The organism is Tepidiforma flava, from assembly GCF_027594505.1.
Lineage (GTDB): Bacteria > Chloroflexota > Dehalococcoidia > Tepidiformales > Tepidiformaceae > Tepidiforma > Tepidiforma flava.
Map to the genome: position 1 here is coordinate 14,499 of NZ_CP115149.1, position 20,244 is coordinate 34,742.

Consider the following 20,244-nt stretch of genomic DNA (forward strand, 5'->3'; position numbering starts at 1 on the left):
GTGGACACCGCGGCGCTGCGGGCGCTGGCGGAATCGTTCGGGGAAAGCATCGTCGTGGTGGGCGACGAGCGGCTGGCGCGAGTCCACGTGCACACAGAGCAGCCGGAGGCGCTGCTGGAGGCCGCCGGGCAGCTCGGCACCCCGCGGCGGGTGAAGGTCGATGACATGGGGGCGCAGCGGGAGCGGTTCGAAGCCGCCGGCAGCGGCGCAACGGCGGCCGTGGGGCTGCTGGCGCTCAGCCGGGGCGACGGGTTCGACCGGCTGTTCGAGAGTCTCGGCGCGCGGGTGGTCGACCTCGGCGACCGGGAGAAGCCCGCGGCCGGCGAGATCGCGCGGGCGGCGGAAGAGATCGGGGCGGCGGACGTCATCGTGCTGCCGAACCACAAGAACGTGCTGCTCGCGGCCGAACAGGCGCGGCAGCTGGCGCGGTGCACGCTGCACGTCGTCCCGACGGCGACGCTGCCGCAGGGCGTCGCGGCGGCCCTGCTGTTCGAACCGGGGCAGCGCGCCCGAGCTGGCGGCGCGGATGGCGGAGGCCGCGCAGCGGGTGCGGACGGTGGAAGTGACGGTGGCAGCGGCTTCGCGGACCGCCGACGGGGTGGAGGTGCGGGCGGGGCAGGGGATTGCGGTGGTCGATGGGCGGCTTGCCGCGGCCAGGGCGACGGCCGAGGAGGCGCTCGCGGCGGGGCTGGCGGCAGCCGGCGCCGGGGACGGCGCGCTTGTTACGGTGTACGTGGGAGCGGACGGCGACGCCGAGGCCGCGCGGGCTGCCGCGGCAAATGCTGCGCCCGGGGCGGAGGTCGAGGTCATCGACGGCGGGCAGCCCGTGTACCCCTACATCGCCTCGGTGGAAGCGTGAGCGCGCGGGGCCTGGCCGCGCTGGCGCTCGCTGCTGCGCTGCTGGCGGGCGCGGCCTGCGGCGGAGGCGGCGGCTCGCCGGAGCCGACGCCGACGAAGCCCGGCGCGCTGCCAGCCAGCCTGACGACGATCACGGTGACAGACTTCCGGTTTCAGCCGCTCAGCCTGCAGGTGCCGGTGGGCACGCGGGTGACGTGGACGTTCCGGGGGCAGGCTGAGCACCAGGTGGTCGGGAACTTCAACGGCGAAGAGATCGCGTCAGCGGTGATGCGGAGCGGAAACTTCGAGCGCGAGTTCACCGAGCCGGGGACGTTCTCCTACCGGTGCGGCGTGCACGGCGACGCGATGAGCGGCATCGTCACCGTCCGCTGAGGGGCGGTGAGGCGCCGGCAGGGTCAGGAGTAGCGCTGCTCCTTCCAGGGTCGCCGTAGTTATGGTAACCGTAGGTTTCCCAGAAGCCGGGCCGGTCGCGGTCGAGGAACTGGATGCCGCCGACCCACTTGGCGCTCTTCCAGAAATAGAGATGGGGAACGACGAGGCGCATGGGCCAGCCGTGCTCCTTCGTGAGCGGCTGCCCGTCGTGGGAGTGGGCGAAGAGGACGCCCTCGCGCAGGAGGTCTTCGAGCGGGAGGTTCGTCGTGTAGCCGCCGTAGCAGTGGATCATGGCGTACTTCGCCTCGGGCTTGAGGCGGATGGCGTCGTAGAGCGCCCGGAACGGCACGCCCTGCCAGGTGTTGTCGAATTTGCTCCACGTGGTGACGCAGTGGATGTCGCTCGTATCGGTGACCTGGCCGAGGGCGTTGAACTCCTCCCAGGTGAAGGACTTCTCCTCTTCGACGAGGCCCCAGACGTGGAACCGCCATGATTCGAGGTCGATGCGGGGGATGCTGCCGTAGTGGAGGACGGGCCAGCCGGTGGTGAGATGCTGGCCGGGGGCAGGCGGAGTTTGCCGTCGGGGCGCAGTTCTTTCGATGCCGTGGTGGACATTCGCGGTTCCTCCGCTGCGGATGAGGGGTCGTGATGAGCGTAGCGGTTCGAATTCGGGCCGGGCAAGGCGGGTTGCCCGCGGCGAAGCGGGCGACGGGGTACACTGGAGCGGATGGAAGAAGCGCGCGCACCGGGCCGGGCCGGCCCGCGGCTGGCAGTCGCCCGGCGCGATGGGTGGTTCCTGCTGCTGGCGGCGGCGGTCGTCGGCGCAGATCAGTTCACGAAATGGCTCATCAAGGCCAACCTCGAGCGCGGCGACAGCATCGAGGTGCTGCCGTTCTTCCGCATCGTGCACGTGACGAACACGGGGGCGGCGTTCGGCATCCTGCAGGGCGCGGGGCCGCTCCTCATCATCGCGAGCCTTGCGGGGCTGGCGGCGATTCTCATCTACCTGTTCAACCCGGGCTTCGCGCAGCCGGTCGTCCGGCTGGGGCTGGCGCTCATGCTGGGCGGGGCGGTCGGCAACCTGATCGACCGGGTGAGCGAGGGCCGGGTGGTGGATTTCCTGAAGGTGCCGAACTGGCCGGCGTTCAACGTCGCCGACTCGGCGATCAGCATCGGGGTGGTGATCCTGCTGTGGACCATGGTGTTCCAGCCGCCGGAGAAGGCCGGACCGTCGAACTCGTAGCCGCCGAGCGCTGCCGGCTCGATGCGTTCGTCTCGTCGGCGCTCGAAGGTCTCTCGCGGGCGCGGGCGCAGCGGCTGATCGAGCGGGGGCTGGTGCGGGTGAACGGGGCGGAGGCGAGGAAGTCGGCGGCGGTCGCGCCGGGCGACCGCGTGGTCGTCGTGCTCGAGCCGACCGCGCACGCCCCGGGCGACCCGGGCGTCGACCTGCCGGTGGTGTACGAGGACGATCTCGTGGCGGCAGTCGCCAAGCCGGCGGGGCTGGCGGTCCACGGGGCGCCGGGGGATGCCGGGCCGTCGGTGGCGGGCTGGTGGCTCGCGAAGCTGGGCGGCGCCGCTGGAGCGTTCGACGCGGAGCGGCCGGGCATCGTGCACCGGCTGGACAAGGAGACGAGCGGCGTGCTGCTGCTCGCGAAGACGCCCGCAGCGCAGGCTGCGCTGAGCCGGGCGTTCGAGGAGCGGCTGGCGAAGAAGGTCTACCTCGCGGTGGTCGACGGGGTTCCGGCGCAGCCGCGCGCCGTCATCGAAGCGCCGATCGACCGCGACCCGCGAGACCGGACACGGATGGCGGTCACGAGCCGCGGCCGGCCCGCACGAACGGAATACCGCGTGGTGGCGAGCGGAAACGGACGGGCCGTGCTCGAGGTCTACCCCGAGACGGGGCGGACTCACCAGATTCGCGTGCACCTCGCGGCGGCGGGTACGCCGGTGGCGCAGGATGCGGTGTACGGGCGGGCCGAGCCGGGCGGGCGTCAGCTGCTGCACGCGCTGCAGATCGCGGTGCCGCACCCGGCGGGCGGGGTGCTCCGGGCAGGCGCGCCGGCGCCGGCGGACCTGCTCGCGGCGATTCGCGCCATCGCCGGGGAGACGGTAGCCTCTCGGTACGCGGCGGTTCCGCCGGCGACCCTCGAGCGAGGCGAGGATTCGTGACCGATCGGCCAGTACGCACCCGCTACGCCCCGAGCCCGACGGGGAACCCGCACGTGGGCAACATCCGCTCGGCGCTGTTCAGCTGGGCGTTTGCGCGGGCGCGCGGCGGGCAGTTCATCCTGCGGATCGAAGACACCGACCGGAACCGGTACGTCGAGGGCGCGGTGGAGGCGATCATGGAGAGCCTCCGCTGGCTGGGGATCGACTGGGACGAGGGTCCGGACGTCGGCGGTCCGCACGGGCCGTATTTCCAGTCGGAACGGCTGCCGCGCTACCGGGAAGCGGCCGAGTTGCTCATCGAGCGGGGCCGGGCGTACCGGTGCTTCTGCACGCCGGAGCGGCTGGATGCGCTGCGCGCTGCGCAGGCCGCGGCGAAGCAGCCGCCGGGCTATGACGGGCTCTGCCGGCGGATCGACCCGGCGGAATCGGCCGCGCGGGCGAAGGACGAGCCGCACGTCATCCGGTTCGCGATGGAGCGGGAGGGGTGACGGTCCTGCATGACGTGGTCCGCGGCGAGGTGGTGTTCGAGAACGCGCTGCAGGACGACTTCGTGATGCTGAAGTCGGACGGCTTCCCGACGTACCACCTCGCGGTGGTAGTCGACGATACGGCGATGGCGATCAGCCACTGCATCCGCGGCGACGAGTGGATTTCGAGCGCGCCGAAGCACATCCAGCTGTACGAGGCGCTCGGCTGGGAGCAGCCGGCGTGGGCGCACCTGCCGCTCATCCTCGGCCCGGATCACAAGAAGCTGAGCAAGCGGTCCGGGGACACGGCGCTGCTGGACTACCGTGAGCGCGGCTACCTGCCGGAGGCGATGCTGAACTTCCTCGCCTTCCTCGGGTGGTCGCTCGATGACCACACGACGATCATCAGCGCGGAGGAGCTGACGCGGCATTTCGACCTCGCGCGGGTGGTGCCGAACCCGGCAGTGTTCGACATCGAGCGGCTGAACTACCTGAACGGGCACTACATCCGCGCGATGGATGAGGAGCGGTGGGTGCGGCTGGTGGCGGAGTGGGCGGACCGGGGGCTGCCGGCGTCCATCCCGCGGCCGCTGGACGAGGCGGTGGTGCGGGCGGCGGCGCCGCTGCTCCGCGAGCGGGTCACGCTGCTCGAGGAGATCCCGGGCCTCATCGCCTTCCTGTTCACGTACGACGCGCCGGAGTACGAGACGGCGCTGCTGGCGGAGCGGGTCGGCGACGCGGCGACGGCCGTGCGGGTGCTGGACGAGGCGCTGGTGCGGCTGGACGCCATCGGCGAGGGAGAGTGGACGACGGCGGCGGTGGAGGCGGCGCTGCGGGGGCTGGAGGAGCCGCTGGGCATGAAGCTGCGGAAGTTCATCCCGGTGCTGTACGTGGCCGTGATGGGCCGGCCGACGGGCATCCCGCTGTTCGATTCGGCGGCGATCCTCGGGCGGGAGCGGACGCTGGCGCGGCTGCGGGCGGCGCGGGCGCGGCTCGGCTAGCGAAAACTTGGCGCAGGCGCGGAAGGATTGGTAATCTGGAGGCCGCGCTGGGGATTCGTCTAAGGGTAGGACAGCAGACTCTGGATCTGTATGTGGGGGTTCGAATCCTCCATCCCCAGCCAGCGACGCGATGACGCGCGGCCCCGGGACGTCCCGGGGCCGCGCTGCTTTTCTTCGGCCGGGGAGGTCAGGCGTCGCGCCAGGCGGGGTCGCGCATTTCGAACCATGCCTGGCGGGCTTCACGCGCGTCCTGCGTTTGGCTGGCGAGGATCTGGTTGCGGTTTTCGAGCTTGAGCGCGGCCTGAAGCGAGATGCCGTTCACGGTTTCGTTCAGCACCTGCTTGGTGAGGCGGAGGCCGAGCGGGCTCGCCTTGCGGACGATGCCGTCCGCGATGGCGAGGGCGGCGGGCAAGAGGTCATCCGGTTCGACGATGCGGGTGAGGAGGCCCATCTCGCGCGCTTCCGGGCATCGACGATGCGGCCGGTGTAGAGCATGTCGGCCGCGTGGGCCATGCCGACGATTTTCGGGAGGAAATAGGACGAGCCGACATCGGCGCCGCCGAGGCCGAGGTTGAGGTAGGAGCAGGCGAAGCGGGCGGCGGCGGTGCCGATGCGCATGTCGCAGGCGAGCGCGATGGACAGGCCGCCCCCGGTGGCGGGGCCGTTGACCGCGGCGATGAGCGCCTGCGGGCACTCGCGCATCTTCACCATGAGGTCGGCGATGTCCTCCTGGAAGGTCAAGGAATCCTGGACGGGGCCGACGCCGGGCTGCCACGGGCCCTGTTCGGGGCCGGCCTTGAGGTCGAGGCCCGCGCAGAAGCCGCGGCCGGCGCCGGTGATGACGATGACGCGGGTCGCGAAGTCGCGGTGGCGCGCATCGAAGAAGGCGCGGAGGGCGCGGAGCATGGCGTGGTCGATGGCGTTGAGGCGCTCGGGCCGGTTGAGGGTGAGAATGCCGACGGGACCGCGAGATTCGAAGTGCAGGGGCTGTTCCATGGCGGGAGATTCTACGCCGCACGACCGGGATGAGCCGCCGGACCCTGAGCTCGAGCTGCTGTACCGGGCGGCGGTGTACGAGGTCGCGCTGCCGGCGGGCCGGGCCGCCTTTCGCATCGGGGAGGGCGTGCCGGGCGCGCCGGGGCCGTTCGCGGTGGTCACCGCGTGGAATCCGGGACGAGCGCGGCCGGGACGGGAGGAGAACGAGGCGCGGAACCGGGCGCTGCGGGCCGAGGTCGAGCGGCGGGGGTGGCGATGGCTGCCGGCCGAGGGCCGCTCGCCGGACGGGGCCCACCGGGAGCCGTCGTTCGCCGTGTTCGGGGCCACGCTCGAAGAGGCGCTGGCGCTCGGGCGGCAGTTCGGCCAGGCCGCGATCGTCTGGTTCGACGGCGAGGCGGCGCGGCTGGCGTGGTGCTGATGGCGACACCGACCGGGGTCCGGGGCGGCCCCAATTGTTCGGTGCGGGCGAACTATGTACGCTCGAACGCATGGTTCACGCTGACGTGAACGTAGGAGAAGATGGATGACTGCAGCGCCGGCAACGCAGCCGCTCGGCGAGACGCTGACACCGCGTCAGAAATGGCTCCTCCTCGGGAGCCTGATGGTGTCGCTGTTCATCGGCGCGCTGGACCAGACGGTGGTGTCGACGGCGACGCCGCGCATCCTCGCCGACCTCGGCGGGTTCACGCTGCTCTCGTGGCTGTTCACGAGCTACATGCTCACCTCGACGGTCGTCATCCCGCTGGTGGGGAAGCTGGGGGACATCTACGGGCGGAAGCTGTTCCTCATTGGCGGGGTGTTCCTGTTCATGGTCGCGTCGGCGGCGTGCGGGGCGGCGCCGAACATGCCGGTGCTGATCTGGATGCGGGCACTGCAGGGCCTCGGCGGCGGGATGATCTTCGCGTCGGTCTTCGCGACGATGGGCGACCTGTTCGCGCCGGCCGAGCGCGGGAAGTACATCGGGCTGTTCACGGGGGTATTCAGCCTGGCGAGCGTGGTCGGGCCGACGTTCGGCGGGTTCCTGACGGATACGCTGAGCTGGCGGTGGGTCTTCTACATCAACATCCCGGTGGGGCTGGTCGCAATCCCGGCGATCTGGTTCAACCTGCCGGCGAAGTCGCGGAGCGGGTCGCCGAAGCTGGACTTCGTCGGCGCCGGGCTGCTCTCGGCGGCGTCAGTGATGGCGCTGCTCGCGCTCGTGTGGGCGGGCGAGAAGTACGCATGGGATTCGCCGCAAATCGTGGGGCTGCTGGCGGGCGCGCTGGTGCTCGTCGGGCTGTTCGTGCTGCAGGAGCTGCGGCATCCGGAACCGACGCTGCCGCTGCACCTGTTCCGGAACCGGGTGTTCCTGCTGTCGAACCTCGTCGTGTTTACGTTCGGGTTCGGGGTGTTCGGGGCGTTCCAGTTCCTCGGGATTTATGTGCAGACGGCGCTGGGGGCCTCGGCGACGGCGTCAGGCGTGATCACGACGCCGCAGAGCCTCGGCGTGCTGGTGACGAGCGTCGTCGGAGGGCAGGTGATTGCGCGGACCGGGCGGTACAAGTGGCAGACGTTCTTCGGCACGGTGCTCATCGCCTCAGCGCTGGGGTTGCTGACGCAGGTGAGCCTCGAGACGAAGCTGTGGCAGGTGAGCGCGACGATGGTGGTGCTCGGGCTCGGGTTCGGGCTGGTGCTGCCGACGATGTCGCTCGTGGTGCAGAACGCGGTGGGCTACCAGTACATCGGGGTGGCGAGCTCGGCGAGCCAGTTCTTCCGGCAGATCGGGAGCGTGCTGGGCATCGCGGTGTTCGGCGCCATCCTCGCGAACACCTACCATGCGGAGTTTTCGGCGCGGCTGACGGCAGACGACAAGGCCACGCTCGGGCCGCAGCTGGTGCAGCAGCTGGACGACCCGACGATCCGGCTGAACGAAGCAGTCTACGCGCGGATCGAACAGGCGATCCTGCAGATGCCGGACGGGGAGAACCTGCTGGCCCGGACACACGACGCGCAGGGCGAGGGCGTGGTCATCGCGGTGCGGCACATCTACTGGGGCGCGTGGCGGCGGCCATCCTGTGCGCGGTGCTGGCGTTCTTGATGCCCGAGCTGCCGCTGCGGCGGACGGTTGCCGGGGGCCGCCCGGCGAGCCGGGGCGCGAGGGACAGGCCGGCCCGGCGCCGCTGCCAGTCGCCGGAGCACTGGGCGACTAGGCTGGCCGCGTCCGAACGGGACATGCGAAGGCCCCGGGGAGTTCCCCGGGGCCTCTGCGTCTCGGCTGAATGCCCGGCCGGACGGGGTGCCTACCGCTTCTCCTTGATGCGGGCGGCTTTGCCCGTGAGGCCGCGCAGGTAGTAGAGGTTCTTCCGGCGGACCTTGCCGCGGCGGACGACTTCGATTTTGTCGACGCGCGGGCTGTGGAGCGGGAAGGTGCGCTCGACGCCGACCTGGCCGGCGGCGATTTTGCGGACGGTGAAGTTCGAGGAGAGGCCCTTGTTCCGCTTGCGGATGACCACGCCTTCGAAGACCTGGATGCGCTCCCGGTTGCCTTCGACGACCTTGGCGTGGACGCGGACGGTATCGCCGCTGTTGAAGTCAGGGCGTTCGGCCGGCGCCGCGTTGGGCACGAGCGTATCGAGTTCGTAGGACATGGTGAGAGAACCCCGGATCAGGTAACCAATTCAGGATACCGGGCTGCGGGCTACGTTCCAGCGGGGCTACGGAAGCGCGCGGGCGATGACGGCCCCGGCCCAGACGGCGAGGATGCCGACGAACAGCGAGAGGCCGGCATAGGCCGCCGCGGTCCACGGCTCGGAGACTTTGACGAGGTCGTAGGTTTCCACCCGAAGGCGGAAAAGGTGGTGTAGCTGCCAAGGAAGCCGGTGACGATGAAGAGGCGCGCTCGCGGGAGAGCGAGCCGCGGTCGGCAGCGTATTCGAGCAGCATGCCGATGATGAAGCAGCCGGTGACGTTGACGAGGAAGGTGCCGAGGGGGAAGTTGCCGAGGAGGCCGGGCTTCACGTGGCTCCCGACGAAGTAGCGCAGGGGCGCGCTGATGATGGCGCCGAGCGCGACATACAGGTAGCTCACCGGCCCGTGCTCCCGTGGCCCCCGGCGCCGCGGGCGGTGGGCGAGAGGTCGTGGGCGAGCTCGAAGCCTGCAGGGGCGAGGACGCCGAGGACGAGCTGAGCGATGCGGTCGCCGGGCTCGACGACGTGTTCGATCCCGGGGGCGATGGTGTAGAGCGTGACGAGCAGTTCGCCACGGTAATCGGCGTCGATGGTGCCGAAGGTGCAGAGGACGCCCTTGCGTGCGAGGCCGCTGCGGGGGCGGACCTGGGCGTCGATGCCGGGCGGGATTTCGAGCGCGATGCCCGTGGGCACGAGGACCGGGCGGTTGCCGACCGTGACGGGCGCCTCGATGCAGGCGGAGAGGTCGAACCCGGAGGCGAGGTCGGTGGCGCGGGTGGGCAGGCGGGCGCCATCGCGGAGGAGCTTGACGCGCACGGTCGCCGGTTCCACGGGGGCATCGTAGCAGCGGATGGGACAGGCGTCAGGCTGCGGCTTGACGGTTCGGCGCGAGGTAGCCACGATGTGGCCACGGGGAGCAGCAGTGATTCGGCAAATCGGCGTCCGGCAGCTGAAGAACGAAGCGACGCAGGTGGTGCGCACGGTGCGCGAAGAGCGGGCGGTGTACGTGATCACCGTGAACGGGGAGCCGGTGGCGACGCTGCGCCCGTTCTCGGAGCGCGACATCGCGGGGGTGGAGCGGGGGCAAGCGCAGGCGGAGATTGCCGCGATCGAGCGGCTGGCCGAGGCGATCGGGGCGGCGTGGCTCACGCTGCCGTCGCTGGCGGACGCAGCGGGCGGAGAGCGCTGATGGCGACCGTCGACGCCAGTGTGTTCGTCTCGCTGTTCAACGCGAAGGACCGGCAGCATGAGGCGACCGTGGCGTGGCTGCGCGAAGCGATTGCGGATGGGGAACCGCTCCGGTCGCCGGTCATTGCGCTCGCGGAGGTGTCGGCCGCGATCGCGGCGGGGACGGGGGACGGGCAGCTGGCGCGGCAGGTGGAGCAGCACCTGCGCGTCTCGCCGCTGTTCGAGTTCCTCCCGGTGGCCCTCCCGCTGGCGGAGCGCGCGGCGGCGCTGGCGGCAGAGCACCAGCTGCGCGGGAGCGACGCGCTGTACTTCGCGGTAGCGGAGACGCTTGGCGACCGGCTGGTGACGCTGAACCCGCGGCAGCTGCAGCGGGCCGGGCGGCTGCTGGAAGCCGTGCGGCCGAGGCCGTCGGGGCTTTCCGGTTCCTGAATATCTTTACCTTCCCTGCGGGCACGGCATGGCCAAACTTGCGTCAGATTCGCCGGGCGCGTCCCGGCACCGAAGGAGCACCGCATGCGACGCCAGGTTCCCCGCATCCCGGAACACCACGACGAGAGCTACGACATTACCGACCGCGGCCTGCAGTTCGACCTCGAAACGCTGCAGGCGCAGCTGACCCGGCGGAACGCCCTCCGGCTGTTCGGCGGCGTTGCGGCGATTGCGCTGGTGGGCTGCAGCGACAGCGGCAGTTCGAGCGGAACCGGCAGCAGCGGGGCCGCTTCGCCGGCAGCAGGCAGCGGGAGCGGCCCGGGGTCCACGCCGACGGCAGCTGCGGCAGCGGGCAGCACCGGGACGGCGGTTTCGCCGATCCCGACGCAGGCGACGCCCGCCTCGGCGTGCACGGGCGTCATCCCATCCGAGACGGCGGGACCGTTCCCGGGCGACGGGTCGAACGGGCCGAACGCGCTCGTGCAGAGCGGCATCGTGCGGCGGGACATCCGCTCGAGCCTCGGGATTTCCAACACGCGGGCGCAGGGCGTGCCGCTCACCGTGCGGCTCACCTTGCTCGATACGAAGAACGGCTGCCGGCCGATCGAGGGAGCGGCGGTGTACCTGTGGCACTGCGACCGCGACGGGAATTACTCGATGTACAACCTGCCGAACGAAAACTACCTGCGGGGGTGCAGGCTTCCGACGCCAACGGCGTGGTCACGTTCGAGAGCATCTTCCCCGGGTGCTACGCCGGGCGGTGGCCGCACATCCACTTCGAGGTGTACCCGAGCCTCGAGAAGGCGACCTCCTCGGCGAACAAGGTCGCAACCTCCCAGCTGGCATTCCCGCAGGATGTCTGCGAGGCGGTGTACGCCACATCGGGCTATGAGCAGAGCGCGCGGAACCTTTCGCGGGTGAGCCTGCAGACGGACAACGTCTTCCGGGACGGCTGGCAGCTGCAGCTGGCCGAGATGTCGGGCAGCGCGGCGCAGGGGTACACGGCGAATTTGCTGGTGGGGCTGTAGGCCAGCGCGGCTAGCGGAAGAGGTCGCGCTCCGATTCGCGGATGATGAGCTGCATCGTGGCCTCCTCGTCGGGCTGCCGGGGAGGCCGCGGATGACGGCGGCGGGCACGCGGGAGAGGTTGCCCTTCACGAGTTCGGCGGCGCCGGCGAGCTCGTCCGCGGTGCAGAGGGCCTGGACGCGGAATTCGTGGCCGTGCGGGTCGACCTGGCCGATGTAGCTGGTAATCGGGTGCATGCCGGCGATGCCGATGGCGACGTCGGTCTGGCCTTCGCGCCAGGGCCGGCCGAAGGTGTCGGAGATGATGACGGCGACGTCGGCGCCGCGGGCCTTCAGGCCCTGCCGGATGCGGCGGGCGCTCGCGTCCGGGTCTTCGGGCAGGAGGACGGCGAGGCCGTGGCCGCCGGACGAGGACTGGTCGACGCCGGAGTTCGCGCAGACGAAGCCGTGGCGGGTTTCGGTGATGAGCACGGGGCCGACCTGGCGGACGACGCGGCGGGCCTCGCGGAGGACGAGTTCGATGACGGCCGGGTCCTTTTCCCAGCGCTCGGCGTACTGGCGGGCGAAGGGGGAGACCTCGACCGAGGCGAGTTCGACGACGCGGCCTTCCGCCTTGGAGACGATTTTCGAGGTGACGACGAGGATGTCGCCGCTGCGCAGGGGTTCCCGGCAGCTTCGGCGGCGTCCGCGATGGCGGCGGCGAGGTCGGTGCCGGGGGTGATCTCGGGGAGGCCCGGGATGCCGAAGATTTCGAGGGAGCTCACGGGGTCACCTCCGGGGCCGCGGGTCAGGGGACGGCATCGAGGAAGTCGAGGAGCACGGCGGCGGACCGCTCCGGGTCGTGCGCCCAGAAGTTGTGGCTGTCGCCTTCGAGCCAGGCGAGGCGGGCGCGCGGCACCTGGTTGGCGAGCAGCTCGGCGTTGGCCGGGGGCACGAGGCGGTCGATGGTGCCGTGCATGATGAGGACGGGGAAGGGCGCGGCATCGACGGCCGGGTTGGGGTCGGGCGCAGCCTGGGCGGCCTGGAGCTGGAACTGGAAGGTGCGCGCCGGCGTCGGGTTCTGCATGGTGAGCTCGAACCGGCGGACGAGCTCGGCCTCGTTCGCGGCGATCCAGGCGGGCGGGTGGATGATGGGCCATGCCGCGCGGGCGGATTCGATGAGCGGCTTCGCCGGGTCCCAGAAGAGGGCGGTGCGGAGGTCTTCTTCGGCGGCGGGGATGCCGTTCGGCGGGCAGAGGAGGCTGAGCGAGCGGATGCGCGCCGGGCCGTATTCGCGGACGACGTGGCGGACGATGATGGAGCCGAGCGAGCAGCCGAGGAGGTGGAAGCGCTCGAGGCCGAGCTCGTCGGCGACGGCCATGACGTCGGCGGTCATGTCGGACATGGTCCACGGGGCGGCAGGCTTATCGGAGTTGCCGGTGCCGCGGTTGTCGACGAGGACGAGGCGGTAGCGGCGGGCAAGGAGCGCGGGGAACTCATCCCACCAGTCGGCGGAGTGGCCGCCGATGCCGTAGACCATGACGAGGGGGTCGCCTTCGCCCCGGGTGTCGTACCAGATGCGGGCGCCGGAGCGCTCGGTGACGGGCATGTCAGATCCCCACGATGCGGATGCTGGTCTGGGTCTTGTGTTTGCGGTTGAGGTTGATGAGGAGGGAGGTGAGCATTTCGACGTAGCGGCTCTGGGAGGGGCCGCCGGCATCGATGCCGCGGACGCCGGCGATTTCGTTGGCGAGGCCGATGATCACCTGCTTCGCCTCGGCGTCTTTGCCGCACACGAGGACGTCGGCCTCGATGGGGTGGTCGAGGTGCTGGAGCTCTTCGGCGCTGAGGTTCTGGAAGGCGGAGACGACCCGGGAATCAGGCAGCTGCGCGATGGCCTCCTGGAGGGCGCTGCCGCCGGGAACATCGAGGGCAACGGCGCCGACGCCCTGGCGGAATTCGAGCGGGGCGACGACGTTGCAGACGATTTTGCCGGCAAGGTCGGCCTTGAGGGATTCCGTGGTCGCGGCCTGGCCGCTGTAGGGGAAGGTGAGGAAGACGACATCGGCGTCGCGGACGACGGCGGCGTTGTCGCCGCCCGTTGCGGCGGCGCCGGGGACGGCCTCGCGGACTTTCGCGGCGGCTTCTTCGCCGCGCTCGGCGGAGCGGGAACCGATGGCGACGGCGTGGCCGGCGCGGGCGAACCGCATGGCGAGCCCGAGGCCTTCGGGACCGGTGCCGCCGACGAATGCAAGCTTCATGGAGCGTGAGCCTCCTCAGGATGCGCGGGTGTAGGGACGGGCTACAGCGTAGCGGCTGCGCCGGCAGGAGGCGATGCGGGAATTGTGCGCGAAGGGGTGGGCCGGGGGCGCGCGGTGACGTAGGGTAGAAGAGGGAGTGCCCCGGGGCGGCGTTCAGGCGCGCTTACGTCGCCCACAGGCACGGCGGGGACCCTCTGCTATACTCGGGATGAGCGCAGCCCCCGACTGCGCCGCACGGAGATTCGTATTGTATTCCCGCTGGATTCGCAACAGTTTCTTCTGGCTCCTCGTCATCGTCGCGGTCATCGCCATCTTCTTCGCGTTCTTCGCGAACGGGAGCGACCACCAGTCGGTCGATTTCGGGCAGGTCATCACGGATGCCGAGCGCGGGCGGATCGAGAAGATCGAGGTCGACGGCCGCAACCTGACGGTCACCTACATCCGGCAGCCGAATGAAGAGACCGGGAAGGTCGTGACGGCGAAAGTCGGCCCGAATACGAACATCGAGGACATCCTGACGCAGCGCGGGGTCGCGCTGAGCCGGGCGCCGGGGACGGCAGAGGGCGTCCCGGCGGTGAATCTCGAGTACAAGGACAGCTCCGGGTTCGGGCCGTTCCTCGGGCTGCTGCTGAACATCCTGCCGTTCCTGCTGTTCGGCCTCTTCCTGCTGCTGATCATGCGGCAGGCGCAGGGTTCGAATTCGCAGGCGATGAGCTTCGGCAAGAGCCGGGCGCGGCTCTTCACCGGGAGCAAGGTGACGGTGACGTTCGCCGATGTGGCAGGCGTGGATGAGGCGAAGGAGGAGCTCGCGGAGGTCGTCGAGTTCCTGAAGTACCCGGAAAAGTTCGCGGCGCTGGGCGCGCGGATCCCGAAGGGTGTGCTCCTCGTGGGGCCGCCGGGCACGGGCAAGACGCTGCTCTCGCGGGCGGTGGCCGGCGAGGCCGGGGTGCCGTTCTTCAGCATCTCGGGCTCTGAATTCGTCGAGATGTTCGTCGGCGTCGGCGCGAGCCGCGTGCGCGACCTCTTCGACCAGGCGAAGAAGAACGCGCCCTGCATCGTGTTCATCGACGAAATCGACGCGGTGGGCCGGCAGCGCGGGGCGGGGCTCGGCGGCTCGCACGATGAGCGGGAGCAGACGCTGAACCAGATCCTCGTGGAGATGGACGGCTTCGATACGGGCACCAACGTCATCGTGATCGCGGCGACGAACCGGCCGGACATTCTCGACCCGGCGCTGCTGCGGCCGGGGCGGTTCGACCGGAAGGTGGTGCTGGATGCGCCGGACATCAAAGGCCGCGAGGCGATCCTGAGCGTCCACATGAAGGGGAAGCCGATCGCGGATGACGTGGAAGTCGGCGTGCTGGCGAAGGCGACCTCAGGCTTTTCCGGCGCGGACCTGGCGAACCTCGTGAACGAGGCGGCGATCCTCGCAGCGCGGCGGAACAAGAAGATCATCACGATGAAGGAGTTCCTCGAGGCGATCGACCGGGTCATCCTCGGGCCGGAGCGGAAGAGCAAGGTGATGACCGACCTCGAGAAGAAGGTGACGGCCTACCACGAGGGCGGGCACGTCATCGTGGCGCACTTCCTGAAGCACCACGACCCGGTCTACAAGGTGACGATCGTGTCCCGGGGGATGAGCGGCGGGCACACGCGGTTCCTCGGCGAAGACACGAGCTACCACACGCCGTCGATGTTCAAGGACCGGATGGCGAGCGCGCTCGGCGGACTCGCGGCCGAGGAGATCGTCTTCGGCGAGGCATCGACGGGGCCGTCGAGCGACATCCAGCAGGTGACGCGCATCGCGCGGTCGATGGTGACGCGCTGGGGGATGAGCAAGAAGCTCGGGCCGCGGACGTTCGGGAAGACGGAGGAGCTGATCTTCCTCGGGCGGGAGATTTCCGAGACGCGCGATTACAGCGAGAAGATCGCGGAGGAAATCGACGAAGAGGTCCGCGAACTCATCGACGAGGCGCACGCGACGGCGACGAAGATCCTGCTGGAGCACCGGAAGCTGCTGGACAAGCTGGCGAACGTGCTCATCGAGGTCGAGACGCTGGAGGGCGACGCGCTGGTCCGGCTGCTGAACAGCGACCCGGACGAGCCGTGGCCGCCGCCGGACCTTGCGGAGCCGAAGCCGGAGGCGTCGCCGAAACCGGCGGCGGATGAGGCGCCGCGGCGCCCGGCGTTCGAACCGAAGCCCGCGACGGGGCTCGCCTGGGAGGCCGGGAACCAGGCGCGGACGGACGGCGGCGGGGCTGACCGCCGCGGCACGAAGATGGATGCAGCCCCGGGTTCGTTGACTGGACCCGGGGCTGACGCGACACTTGAAGAACCGCCTCGGCAAATCCGGGAGTATTGAGCTATGGAAGCGATCGTTCGCGCCGATGGGCGCCAGTTGCGCCTCGTGGAGGGGCAGGAGTTCGAAGTGAACCGGCTCGAGGGCGAGCCGGGGATGTCGTCGACCTGGACGTGATGATGGTGCTCGACGGGCCGAACGTGACCGTCGGCACACCGCTGGTGGAGGGCGCGAAGGTCCGGGCGCGGATTACGCAGCACGGCCGGGCGCCGAAGCTGGTGTTCATGAAGTACAAGAACAAGGTGCGGTACCGGCGGAAGTTCGGGCACCGGCAGCCGGTGACGCGGCTGGTCGTCGAGTCGATTACGAAGGGGTAGCGAGATGGCGCACAAGAAGGGTGTCGGCAGCTCGAAGAACGGCCGCGACAGCAACAGCAAGCGGCTGGGCGTGAAACATTTCGACGGCGAGGTCGTGAAGCCGGGCTCGATTCTCATCCGGCAGAAGGGGACGCGGTTCCACCCGGGCGAGAACGTGGGCCTCGGCCGCGACTACACGATCTTCTCGCTCATCGATGGGCGGGTGAAGTTCGAACCGTTCGCCAAGGGGCGGCGGAAGAAGGTGAGCGTGTACGCGCTCGAGGAAGCCTGAGGGACGAGGACATGAAGGCAGGGATTCATCCGCAGTACGTCGAGGCGACGATTCACTGCTCCTGCGGGAACGAGATCAAGACGCGCTCGACGAAGCCGACGATTCACATCGACGTCTGCAACGTGTGCCACCCGTTCTTCACGGGCGAGCAGCGCATCGTGGACACGGCCGGCCGGGTGGAGCGGTTCAACCGGCGGTTCCAGCGCGGCTAGAGGGCTGGAGAGGAACGAAAGGGCGCCCGCGGGCGCCCCTTTTCCATTTCGGGGGCCGTGCATGGGAGCTGAACCGGCGCAGGTGTACTACGGCGGGCAGGCCGTCATCGAAGGGGTGATGATCCGCGGGCCGGAGCACATGGCGGTCGCAGTGCGGCACCCAAAGGGCCACATCGTGACCCACTCCGAGCGGCTGAGCGGGATCTACACGGGGCGGAGCCGGCGCATCCCGCTCGTGCGCGGGGTGGTAGTGCTGTGGAGACGCTGGCGCTGGGGATGCGGGCCCTGAATTTTTCGTCGCGCATCGCCTTCGAAGAAGAGGAGAGCGAGGACGGGAAGCCGGTGGAGTTCCCGGAGAAGGCGTTCTTCGGAACGATGCTGCTGGCGCTGGTCTTCGTGGTCGCGGTGTTCTTCGCGGCGCCGATTTTGCTGGCGAACGTGCTGGAGCGGTGGGATGTGCCGCGGTTCTGGATCGTGCTGGTGGAGGGGCTGCTGCGGCTGGGGCTGTTTGTGGGCTACATCGCGGCGATCGGGCTCATCCCGGATATCCGGCGGGTGTTCCAGTATCACGGGGCGGAGCACATGACGATCCACGCCTATGAGGCCGGGCGGCCGCTGACGGTGGCGGAGGTGCGGAACTTCCCGAAGGAGCACCAGCGGTGCGGGACGAGCTTCCTGCTGGTGGTGGTCGTGGTGGCGCTGCTGACGTTCTTCGTGTTCGACCTGCTGGTGGATGAGGGGCTGGCGGTGCGGACGGCTTCGCGGATCCTGCTGGTCCCGCTGATCGCGGGCGTGAGTTATGAAATCCTGCGGTTCGGGGCGCGCTACCGGGAGAACGGGTTCGTGCGGGCGCTGTTCGCGCCGAACATCGCGCTGCAGGGGCTGACGACGAAGGTGCCGGACGACAGCCAGGTTGAGGTGGCGATCGCCTCGTTCGAAGCGACGCTGGCGGCAGCGGGGCTGCGGGGCGGGGAGCAGGCGGCGGCCCCTGAGGATGCAGAATTTTCACGTTCGGGCTCTTCCGATTCTAGAACTGATGTTCTAATCTCGGAAGTCCGATGGACTTCGCCTGCATCCAGGTGCCGTGGTTTGCGATCGCGATCGCGCGGCGGGATGACCCGCGGCTGGCGGGGCGGCCGGTGGTGGTCGGCGGGTCGCCGGAGGAGCACGCGGAGGTGACGGCGTGCTCGGCCGAGGCGATGGCGGCGGGGGTTGCGCCGGGGATGAGCCTGCGGCGGGCGCTGGCGCTCTGCCCGGGGGCGGTCTTCCTGCCGCTGGCGGCTTCGGCGATCCGGGCGGAGGCGGAGCGGCTGGCGGAGCTGCTGCGGGAGCGGACCCCGCGGGTGGAGGAGGCCGGGGAGGGGCATCTGCACTGCGAGATCCGGGGCTGCCGGCGCTCGCGGGGCTGGGGCCGGCGGCCTACCCGGCGCAGCTGCAGGAAGGGCTCGCGGGGGCGACGGGGCTGCCGGTGCTGGCGGGAGCGGCGGCGACGGTGTTCGCGGCGCACGCGGCCTGCAGCGCGCTGGGGCTGGGGTTCCGGGTGGCGGGGAGCGCGGCGGGCCGCGGCAGGCAATCGTCATCGCGCCGGGGCGGGAGCGGAGTTCCTCGCGCACCTGCCGGTGGAAGTGCTGCCGGTGGAGCCGGCGATGCACCAGCGGCTGCGGCTGTTCGGCATCGAACGGCTGGGGCAGCTGGCCGGGCTGCCGCTCTCGGCGCTGCAGGCGCAGTTCGGGCCGGCAGGCCGGCGGGCGTGGGAGCTGGCGAACGGACGGGACGATGCCCGGCTGCAGCCGGCGCCGGCAGCGCTGCAGGTGCGGGAGGAGGTGGACTTGCCGGCGCCGGCGGCATCGCTGGGGGCGCTGCTGGCGGGGAGCGAGGCGGCGCTGGGGCGGGCGTTCGGGAACCCGGAGCTCCAGGGCCGGGCCGTGCGCATCGTCACCTGGTGGGCAGGGCTGGAAGACGGCACCCGGGTGAGCCGACGGCTCGCCTTCCGGGAGCCGACGGCGGACCCGCGGCACGCGCTCTTCGTGCTGCGGGGGAAGCTGGAGACGCTGCGGCTGGCGGCCCCGGCCGTGAGCGTGGGGGTGGAGCTGGACGGGGCGTGCAGCGAGTACGCCCACCAGCAGCTGCTCTGGGCAGCCGGGCAGGGCCGGCGGCGGGAGCTCGATGAGGCGATCGCGCAGCTGCACGCCCGGGCCGGCGGAGCGCAGGTCTTCCGCATCGTGGAGGTGCAGCCATGGTCACGGATCCCGGAGCGTCAGCTGGCGCTCGTGGCCTACGGTTCCTGAACCGGCCGCGCGGGCTGGCGGTGGAGGCGGATGCGGCGGGCGAGCCGCGGGCGATCGCCTGGCAGGGGCGGTTCCGGCGGGTGACAGCGATCCACGACCGCTGGCGGATCGACGACGAGTGGTGGCGGGAGGAGATCGCGCGGATTTACTTCGAGGTGGAGCTGGAGGGCGGGCGGCGGCTGACGGTCTTCCGCGACCTGGTGGCAGGCGGCTGGTTCCTCCAGCCGTACCGCGCGCCGGTCTTCACGGCCGGGCCGCCCGGAGCCGGCGGGCGACCTCCGTGACGCGGGCGCCGAGGGCGCGGGCCTGGCCTCGTCATCGGGGGTGACGTCGCCGTGGGCCGTCGCGCCGTAGTAGGACCCGGACCGGCGCATGCGCTCGCTCCACGGGAGGCCGACGACGAGCATGCCGTGGGCGAGCAGGAGGTGGAGGAGCTGGAGAAGCGTGGCTTCGGTGCCGGCCGAGCGGGAGTACCCGGCGGTGAAGGCGCCGGCGGGCAGGCCGGCGAGTTCGCCCGACTCCCACAGGTCGCCGCTGTCGTCGAACCATTGCTTGAGGCGGCCGGTGACGCCGCTCCAGTTCGGGGAGCCGACGACGAGGCCGTCGCAGGCGAGGAGGTCGGCAGGCAGGGCCTCGTCGACGGTGCGGCGGAGGCATTCGCCGCCGGCTTCGCGGATGCCGGCCTCGACCGCATCGGCGAGGCGGGCGGTCAGCCCTCCGCGGGAGTCGTAGAGGAGGAGGATGCGAGCCACCGGTGCGCCTCCTGTTCGAGCACGGCGATGACATCGTGGAACGTTTCGAAGGGGTAGAGCCGCGGGTGCTCGCCTTCGAGCCGTTCGCGGAGGGTGCTGCGGGCGAAGACGGCGGGGGCGAGGCGCGCGGCGGGGATGTCGCTGGCGCCGTCGCCAACGTAGACGACGAAGTCGCCGAGGTCGCGGAAGGCGCGCGCGTAGGCGAGCTTGAAGCCCTCCTGCAGTTCGACGCCGCGGGGACTGTCGTAGCGGACGCGCCAGCGGTAGGCGAACCAGGTGCGGCCGCAGTGGCGCGCGAGGCGGTCGAGGCGGTGCGCATCGAGCACGGGGTCGACGTAGAGGTCGAAGCCGTTGCTGACGACGACGGGAAGCCAGCCGTTCCAGTGGGCCCAGTCGATGAGGTCGAGGAAGCCGGGCCGCAGGCGGGCGGATTCGAGGGCGAAGGTGCGGAGGGTCCCATCATCGGCTTCGACGAGGTCGAGGGCGGCGGCGTTGTACTGTTCGACGCTGAGCTCGCCGGCGCGGAGGCGCTGTTCGAGGCCGCGCCAGCCGGGGCGGCGAAGCGCTCGAAGAGCTGGCGGGCGGTATTGTCGAGGACGATGGTGTCGTCGAAGTCGAGGCAGATGATGTTCGC

Annotated in this window: 24 protein-coding genes, 1 tRNA gene and 5 pseudogenes; 19 read left to right on the plus strand and 11 right to left on the minus strand. The window is 70.6% G+C overall.

The window, feature by feature from the left end:
* Nucleotides 1-859 (plus strand): annotated as a pseudogene (locus O0235_RS00095) (fatty acid kinase subunit FakA-related protein).
* Nucleotides 856-1,230, plus strand: coding sequence for a plastocyanin/azurin family copper-binding protein (locus tag O0235_RS15090; protein ID WP_373324334.1), 375 nt, complete (start codon nt 856-858; stop codon nt 1,228-1,230). The pseudogene O0235_RS00095 and the gene O0235_RS15090 overlap by 4 nt, the downstream one beginning before the upstream one ends.
* Here the strand turns inward: O0235_RS15090 and O0235_RS00100 are convergent.
* Nucleotides 1,217-2,140 (minus strand): sulfite oxidase-like oxidoreductase, encoded by a 924-nt coding sequence (locus O0235_RS00100; RefSeq protein ID WP_270056598.1) that lies wholly within the window; start codon nt 2,138-2,140, stop codon nt 1,217-1,219. The two genes, O0235_RS15090 and O0235_RS00100, sit on opposite strands and share 14 nt — an antisense overlap.
* Between O0235_RS00100 and lspA the strand changes: the two genes are divergently transcribed.
* The 5 genes from lspA (at nt 2,078) to O0235_RS00125 (ending at nt 4,989) form a co-directional block, all read left to right on the plus strand.
* Complete coding sequence (gene lspA, locus O0235_RS00105) at nt 2,078-2,473, plus strand: signal peptidase II (RefSeq protein ID WP_270058085.1); 396 nt, start codon at nt 2,078-2,080, stop codon at nt 2,471-2,473. The two genes, O0235_RS00100 and lspA, sit on opposite strands and share 63 nt — an antisense overlap.
* On the plus strand, nt 2,422-3,399 hold the full coding sequence (locus tag O0235_RS00110) for an RluA family pseudouridine synthase (RefSeq protein ID WP_270056599.1): 978 nt from the start codon (nt 2,422-2,424) through the stop codon (nt 3,397-3,399). Before lspA ends, O0235_RS00110 begins: the two co-directional genes overlap by 52 nt.
* A 53-nt stretch (nt 3,400-3,452) precedes the next feature.
* Nucleotides 3,453-3,887: a glutamate--tRNA ligase family protein gene (locus O0235_RS00115; protein WP_373324335.1), complete on the plus strand. Its 435-nt coding sequence runs from the start codon at nt 3,453-3,455 to the stop codon at nt 3,885-3,887.
* Complete coding sequence (locus tag O0235_RS00120) at nt 3,884-4,867, plus strand: glutamate--tRNA ligase (RefSeq protein WP_270056601.1); 984 nt, start codon at nt 3,884-3,886, stop codon at nt 4,865-4,867. The genes O0235_RS00115 and O0235_RS00120 overlap by 4 nt, the downstream gene beginning before the upstream one ends.
* A gap of 48 nt (nt 4,868-4,915) precedes the next feature.
* Nucleotides 4,916-4,989 (plus strand) — tRNA-Gln (locus O0235_RS00125).
* Nucleotides 4,990-5,054: 65 nt separating this feature from the next.
* Here O0235_RS00125 and O0235_RS00135 read toward each other — a convergent pair.
* A pseudogene (locus tag O0235_RS00135) lies at nt 5,055-5,980 on the minus strand (enoyl-CoA hydratase/isomerase family protein).
* Here O0235_RS00135 and O0235_RS00140 point away from each other — a divergent pair.
* Entirely contained in the window at nt 5,862-6,281 is a 420-nt protein-coding gene (locus O0235_RS00140) for a DUF3293 domain-containing protein (RefSeq protein ID WP_270056604.1), read from the plus strand. The pseudogene O0235_RS00135 and the gene O0235_RS00140 overlap by 119 nt on opposite strands.
* A 105-nt stretch (nt 6,282-6,386) precedes the next feature.
* Nucleotides 6,387-7,940 (plus strand): MDR family MFS transporter, encoded by a 1,554-nt coding sequence (locus O0235_RS00145; protein WP_270056605.1) that lies wholly within the window; start codon nt 6,387-6,389, stop codon nt 7,938-7,940.
* Nucleotides 7,941-8,142: 202 nt separating this feature from the next.
* On the opposite strand, the gene rplS is transcribed toward O0235_RS00145, so the two are convergent.
* The 4 genes and pseudogenes from rplS to dut form a co-directional block, all read right to left on the minus strand.
* Nucleotides 8,143-8,490 carry a 50S ribosomal protein L19 gene (gene rplS / locus O0235_RS00150; RefSeq protein WP_270056606.1) on the minus strand — a complete coding sequence of 116 codons (348 nt, stop codon included), beginning with the start codon at nt 8,488-8,490 and terminating at the stop codon, nt 8,143-8,145.
* A gap of 66 nt (nt 8,491-8,556) precedes the next feature.
* The gene (locus O0235_RS00155; protein ID WP_270056607.1) at nt 8,557-8,682 is read right to left on the minus strand and encodes a hypothetical protein; all 126 of its coding nucleotides are present in this window, start codon (nt 8,680-8,682) and stop codon (nt 8,557-8,559) included.
* Between the two features lie 103 nt (nt 8,683-8,785).
* A pseudogene (locus O0235_RS15095) lies at nt 8,786-8,929 on the minus strand (fluoride efflux transporter FluC); the annotation flags it as partial.
* Nucleotides 8,926-9,360, minus strand: coding sequence for a dUTP diphosphatase (gene dut, locus O0235_RS00160; RefSeq protein WP_270056608.1), 435 nt, complete (start codon nt 9,358-9,360; stop codon nt 8,926-8,928). The pseudogene O0235_RS15095 and the gene dut, both read right to left, overlap by 4 nt.
* A gap of 91 nt (nt 9,361-9,451) precedes the next feature.
* On the opposite strand from dut, the gene O0235_RS00165 reads away from it, so the two are divergent.
* The 3 genes and pseudogenes from O0235_RS00165 to O0235_RS15100 all read left to right on the plus strand — a co-directional run bounded on the left by O0235_RS00165 (nt 9,452) and on the right by O0235_RS15100 (nt 11,174).
* Nucleotides 9,452-9,718, plus strand: coding sequence for a type II toxin-antitoxin system prevent-host-death family antitoxin (locus O0235_RS00165; protein WP_270056609.1), 267 nt, complete (start codon nt 9,452-9,454; stop codon nt 9,716-9,718).
* Nucleotides 9,718-10,146, plus strand: coding sequence for a type II toxin-antitoxin system VapC family toxin (locus O0235_RS00170; RefSeq protein ID WP_270056610.1), 429 nt, complete (start codon nt 9,718-9,720; stop codon nt 10,144-10,146). Before O0235_RS00165 ends, O0235_RS00170 begins: the two co-directional genes overlap by 1 nt.
* 84 nt (nt 10,147-10,230) lie before the next feature.
* A pseudogene (locus tag O0235_RS15100) lies at nt 10,231-11,174 on the plus strand (intradiol ring-cleavage dioxygenase).
* A gap of 138 nt (nt 11,175-11,312) precedes the next feature.
* Here the strand turns inward: O0235_RS15100 and cofE are convergent.
* The 3 genes and pseudogenes from cofE to npdG form a co-directional block, all read right to left on the minus strand.
* Nucleotides 11,313-11,831, minus strand: a pseudogene (gene cofE / locus O0235_RS15105) (coenzyme F420-0:L-glutamate ligase); the annotation flags it as partial.
* A 127-nt stretch (nt 11,832-11,958) separates the two neighbouring features.
* Nucleotides 11,959-12,759 (minus strand): alpha/beta fold hydrolase, encoded by an 801-nt coding sequence (locus tag O0235_RS00185; RefSeq protein ID WP_270056613.1) that lies wholly within the window; start codon nt 12,757-12,759, stop codon nt 11,959-11,961.
* A gap of 1 nt (nt 12,760) precedes the next feature.
* Entirely contained in the window at nt 12,761-13,411 is a 651-nt protein-coding gene (gene npdG / locus O0235_RS00190; protein WP_270056614.1) for an NADPH-dependent F420 reductase, read from the minus strand.
* A 208-nt stretch (nt 13,412-13,619) separates the two neighbouring features.
* Here npdG and ftsH point away from each other — a divergent pair, with 208 nt between their 5' ends.
* The 7 genes from ftsH (at nt 13,620) to O0235_RS00225 (ending at nt 18,858) form a co-directional block, all read left to right on the plus strand.
* Nucleotides 13,620-15,773 carry an ATP-dependent zinc metalloprotease FtsH gene (gene ftsH, locus O0235_RS00195; protein WP_270056615.1) on the plus strand — a complete coding sequence of 718 codons (2,154 nt, stop codon included), beginning with the start codon at nt 13,620-13,622 and terminating at the stop codon, nt 15,771-15,773.
* Nucleotides 15,774-15,886: 113 nt separating this feature from the next.
* On the plus strand, nt 15,887-16,087 hold the full coding sequence (gene rplU, locus O0235_RS00200; RefSeq protein WP_270058086.1) for a 50S ribosomal protein L21: 201 nt from the start codon (nt 15,887-15,889) through the stop codon (nt 16,085-16,087).
* Between the two features lie 4 nt (nt 16,088-16,091).
* Complete coding sequence (gene rpmA / locus O0235_RS00205; RefSeq protein ID WP_270056616.1) at nt 16,092-16,358, plus strand: 50S ribosomal protein L27; 267 nt, start codon at nt 16,092-16,094, stop codon at nt 16,356-16,358.
* Between the two features lie 11 nt (nt 16,359-16,369).
* Nucleotides 16,370-16,570, plus strand: a complete 201-nt coding sequence (gene rpmE, locus O0235_RS00210; RefSeq protein WP_270056617.1) for a 50S ribosomal protein L31 — start codon at nt 16,370-16,372, stop codon at nt 16,568-16,570.
* A 61-nt stretch (nt 16,571-16,631) separates the two neighbouring features.
* Entirely contained in the window at nt 16,632-16,859 is a 228-nt protein-coding gene (locus O0235_RS00215) for a DUF1385 domain-containing protein (protein WP_270056618.1), read from the plus strand.
* Nucleotides 16,826-17,749, plus strand: a complete 924-nt coding sequence (locus O0235_RS00220) for a DUF1385 domain-containing protein (protein WP_270056619.1) — start codon at nt 16,826-16,828, stop codon at nt 17,747-17,749. The genes O0235_RS00215 and O0235_RS00220 overlap by 34 nt, the downstream gene beginning before the upstream one ends.
* Nucleotides 17,713-18,858, plus strand: a complete 1,146-nt coding sequence (locus O0235_RS00225; RefSeq protein ID WP_270058087.1) for a DNA polymerase Y family protein — start codon at nt 17,713-17,715, stop codon at nt 18,856-18,858. Before O0235_RS00220 ends, O0235_RS00225 begins: the two co-directional genes overlap by 37 nt.
* On the opposite strand, the gene O0235_RS00230 is transcribed toward O0235_RS00225, so the two are convergent.
* Together O0235_RS00230 and O0235_RS00235 are read right to left on the minus strand one after the other, a co-directional pair.
* On the minus strand, nt 18,846-19,610 hold the full coding sequence (locus O0235_RS00230) for a flavodoxin family protein (protein WP_270056620.1): 765 nt from the start codon (nt 19,608-19,610) through the stop codon (nt 18,846-18,848). The genes O0235_RS00225 and O0235_RS00230 overlap by 13 nt on opposite strands.
* Complete coding sequence (locus O0235_RS00235; RefSeq protein WP_270058088.1) at nt 19,568-20,233, minus strand: haloacid dehalogenase-like hydrolase; 666 nt, start codon at nt 20,231-20,233, stop codon at nt 19,568-19,570. Before O0235_RS00235 ends, O0235_RS00230 begins: the two co-directional genes overlap by 43 nt.
* Nucleotides 20,234-20,244 lie beyond the last annotated feature (11 nt).

What these genes read in the sequence shown, in the direction of transcription:
- O0235_RS00140 (WP_270056604.1), top strand. Translation starts at nt 5,862, where the DNA reads ATGGCGGGAGATTCTACGCCGCACGACCGGGATGAGCCGCCGGACCCT.
- O0235_RS00145 (WP_270056605.1), top strand. Translation starts at nt 6,387, where the DNA reads ATGACTGCAGCGCCGGCAACGCAGCCGCTCGGCGAGACGCTGACACCG.
- rplS (WP_270056606.1), bottom strand. Translation starts at nt 8,490, where the DNA reads ATGTCCTACGAACTCGATACGCTCGTGCCCAACGCGGCGCCGGCCGAA.
- O0235_RS00170 (WP_270056610.1), top strand. Translation starts at nt 9,718, where the DNA reads ATGGCGACCGTCGACGCCAGTGTGTTCGTCTCGCTGTTCAACGCGAAG.
- O0235_RS00185 (WP_270056613.1), bottom strand. Translation starts at nt 12,759, where the DNA reads ATGCCCGTCACCGAGCGCTCCGGCGCCCGCATCTGGTACGACACCCGG.
- npdG (WP_270056614.1), bottom strand. Translation starts at nt 13,411, where the DNA reads ATGAAGCTTGCATTCGTCGGCGGCACCGGTCCCGAAGGCCTCGGGCTC.
- ftsH (WP_270056615.1), top strand. Translation starts at nt 13,620, where the DNA reads ATGAGCGCAGCCCCCGACTGCGCCGCACGGAGATTCGTATTGTATTCC.
- rplU (WP_270058086.1), top strand. Translation starts at nt 15,887, where the DNA reads ATGATGGTGCTCGACGGGCCGAACGTGACCGTCGGCACACCGCTGGTG.
- rpmA (WP_270056616.1), top strand. Translation starts at nt 16,092, where the DNA reads ATGGCGCACAAGAAGGGTGTCGGCAGCTCGAAGAACGGCCGCGACAGC.
- rpmE (WP_270056617.1), top strand. Translation starts at nt 16,370, where the DNA reads ATGAAGGCAGGGATTCATCCGCAGTACGTCGAGGCGACGATTCACTGC.
- O0235_RS00215 (WP_270056618.1), top strand. Translation starts at nt 16,632, where the DNA reads ATGGGAGCTGAACCGGCGCAGGTGTACTACGGCGGGCAGGCCGTCATC.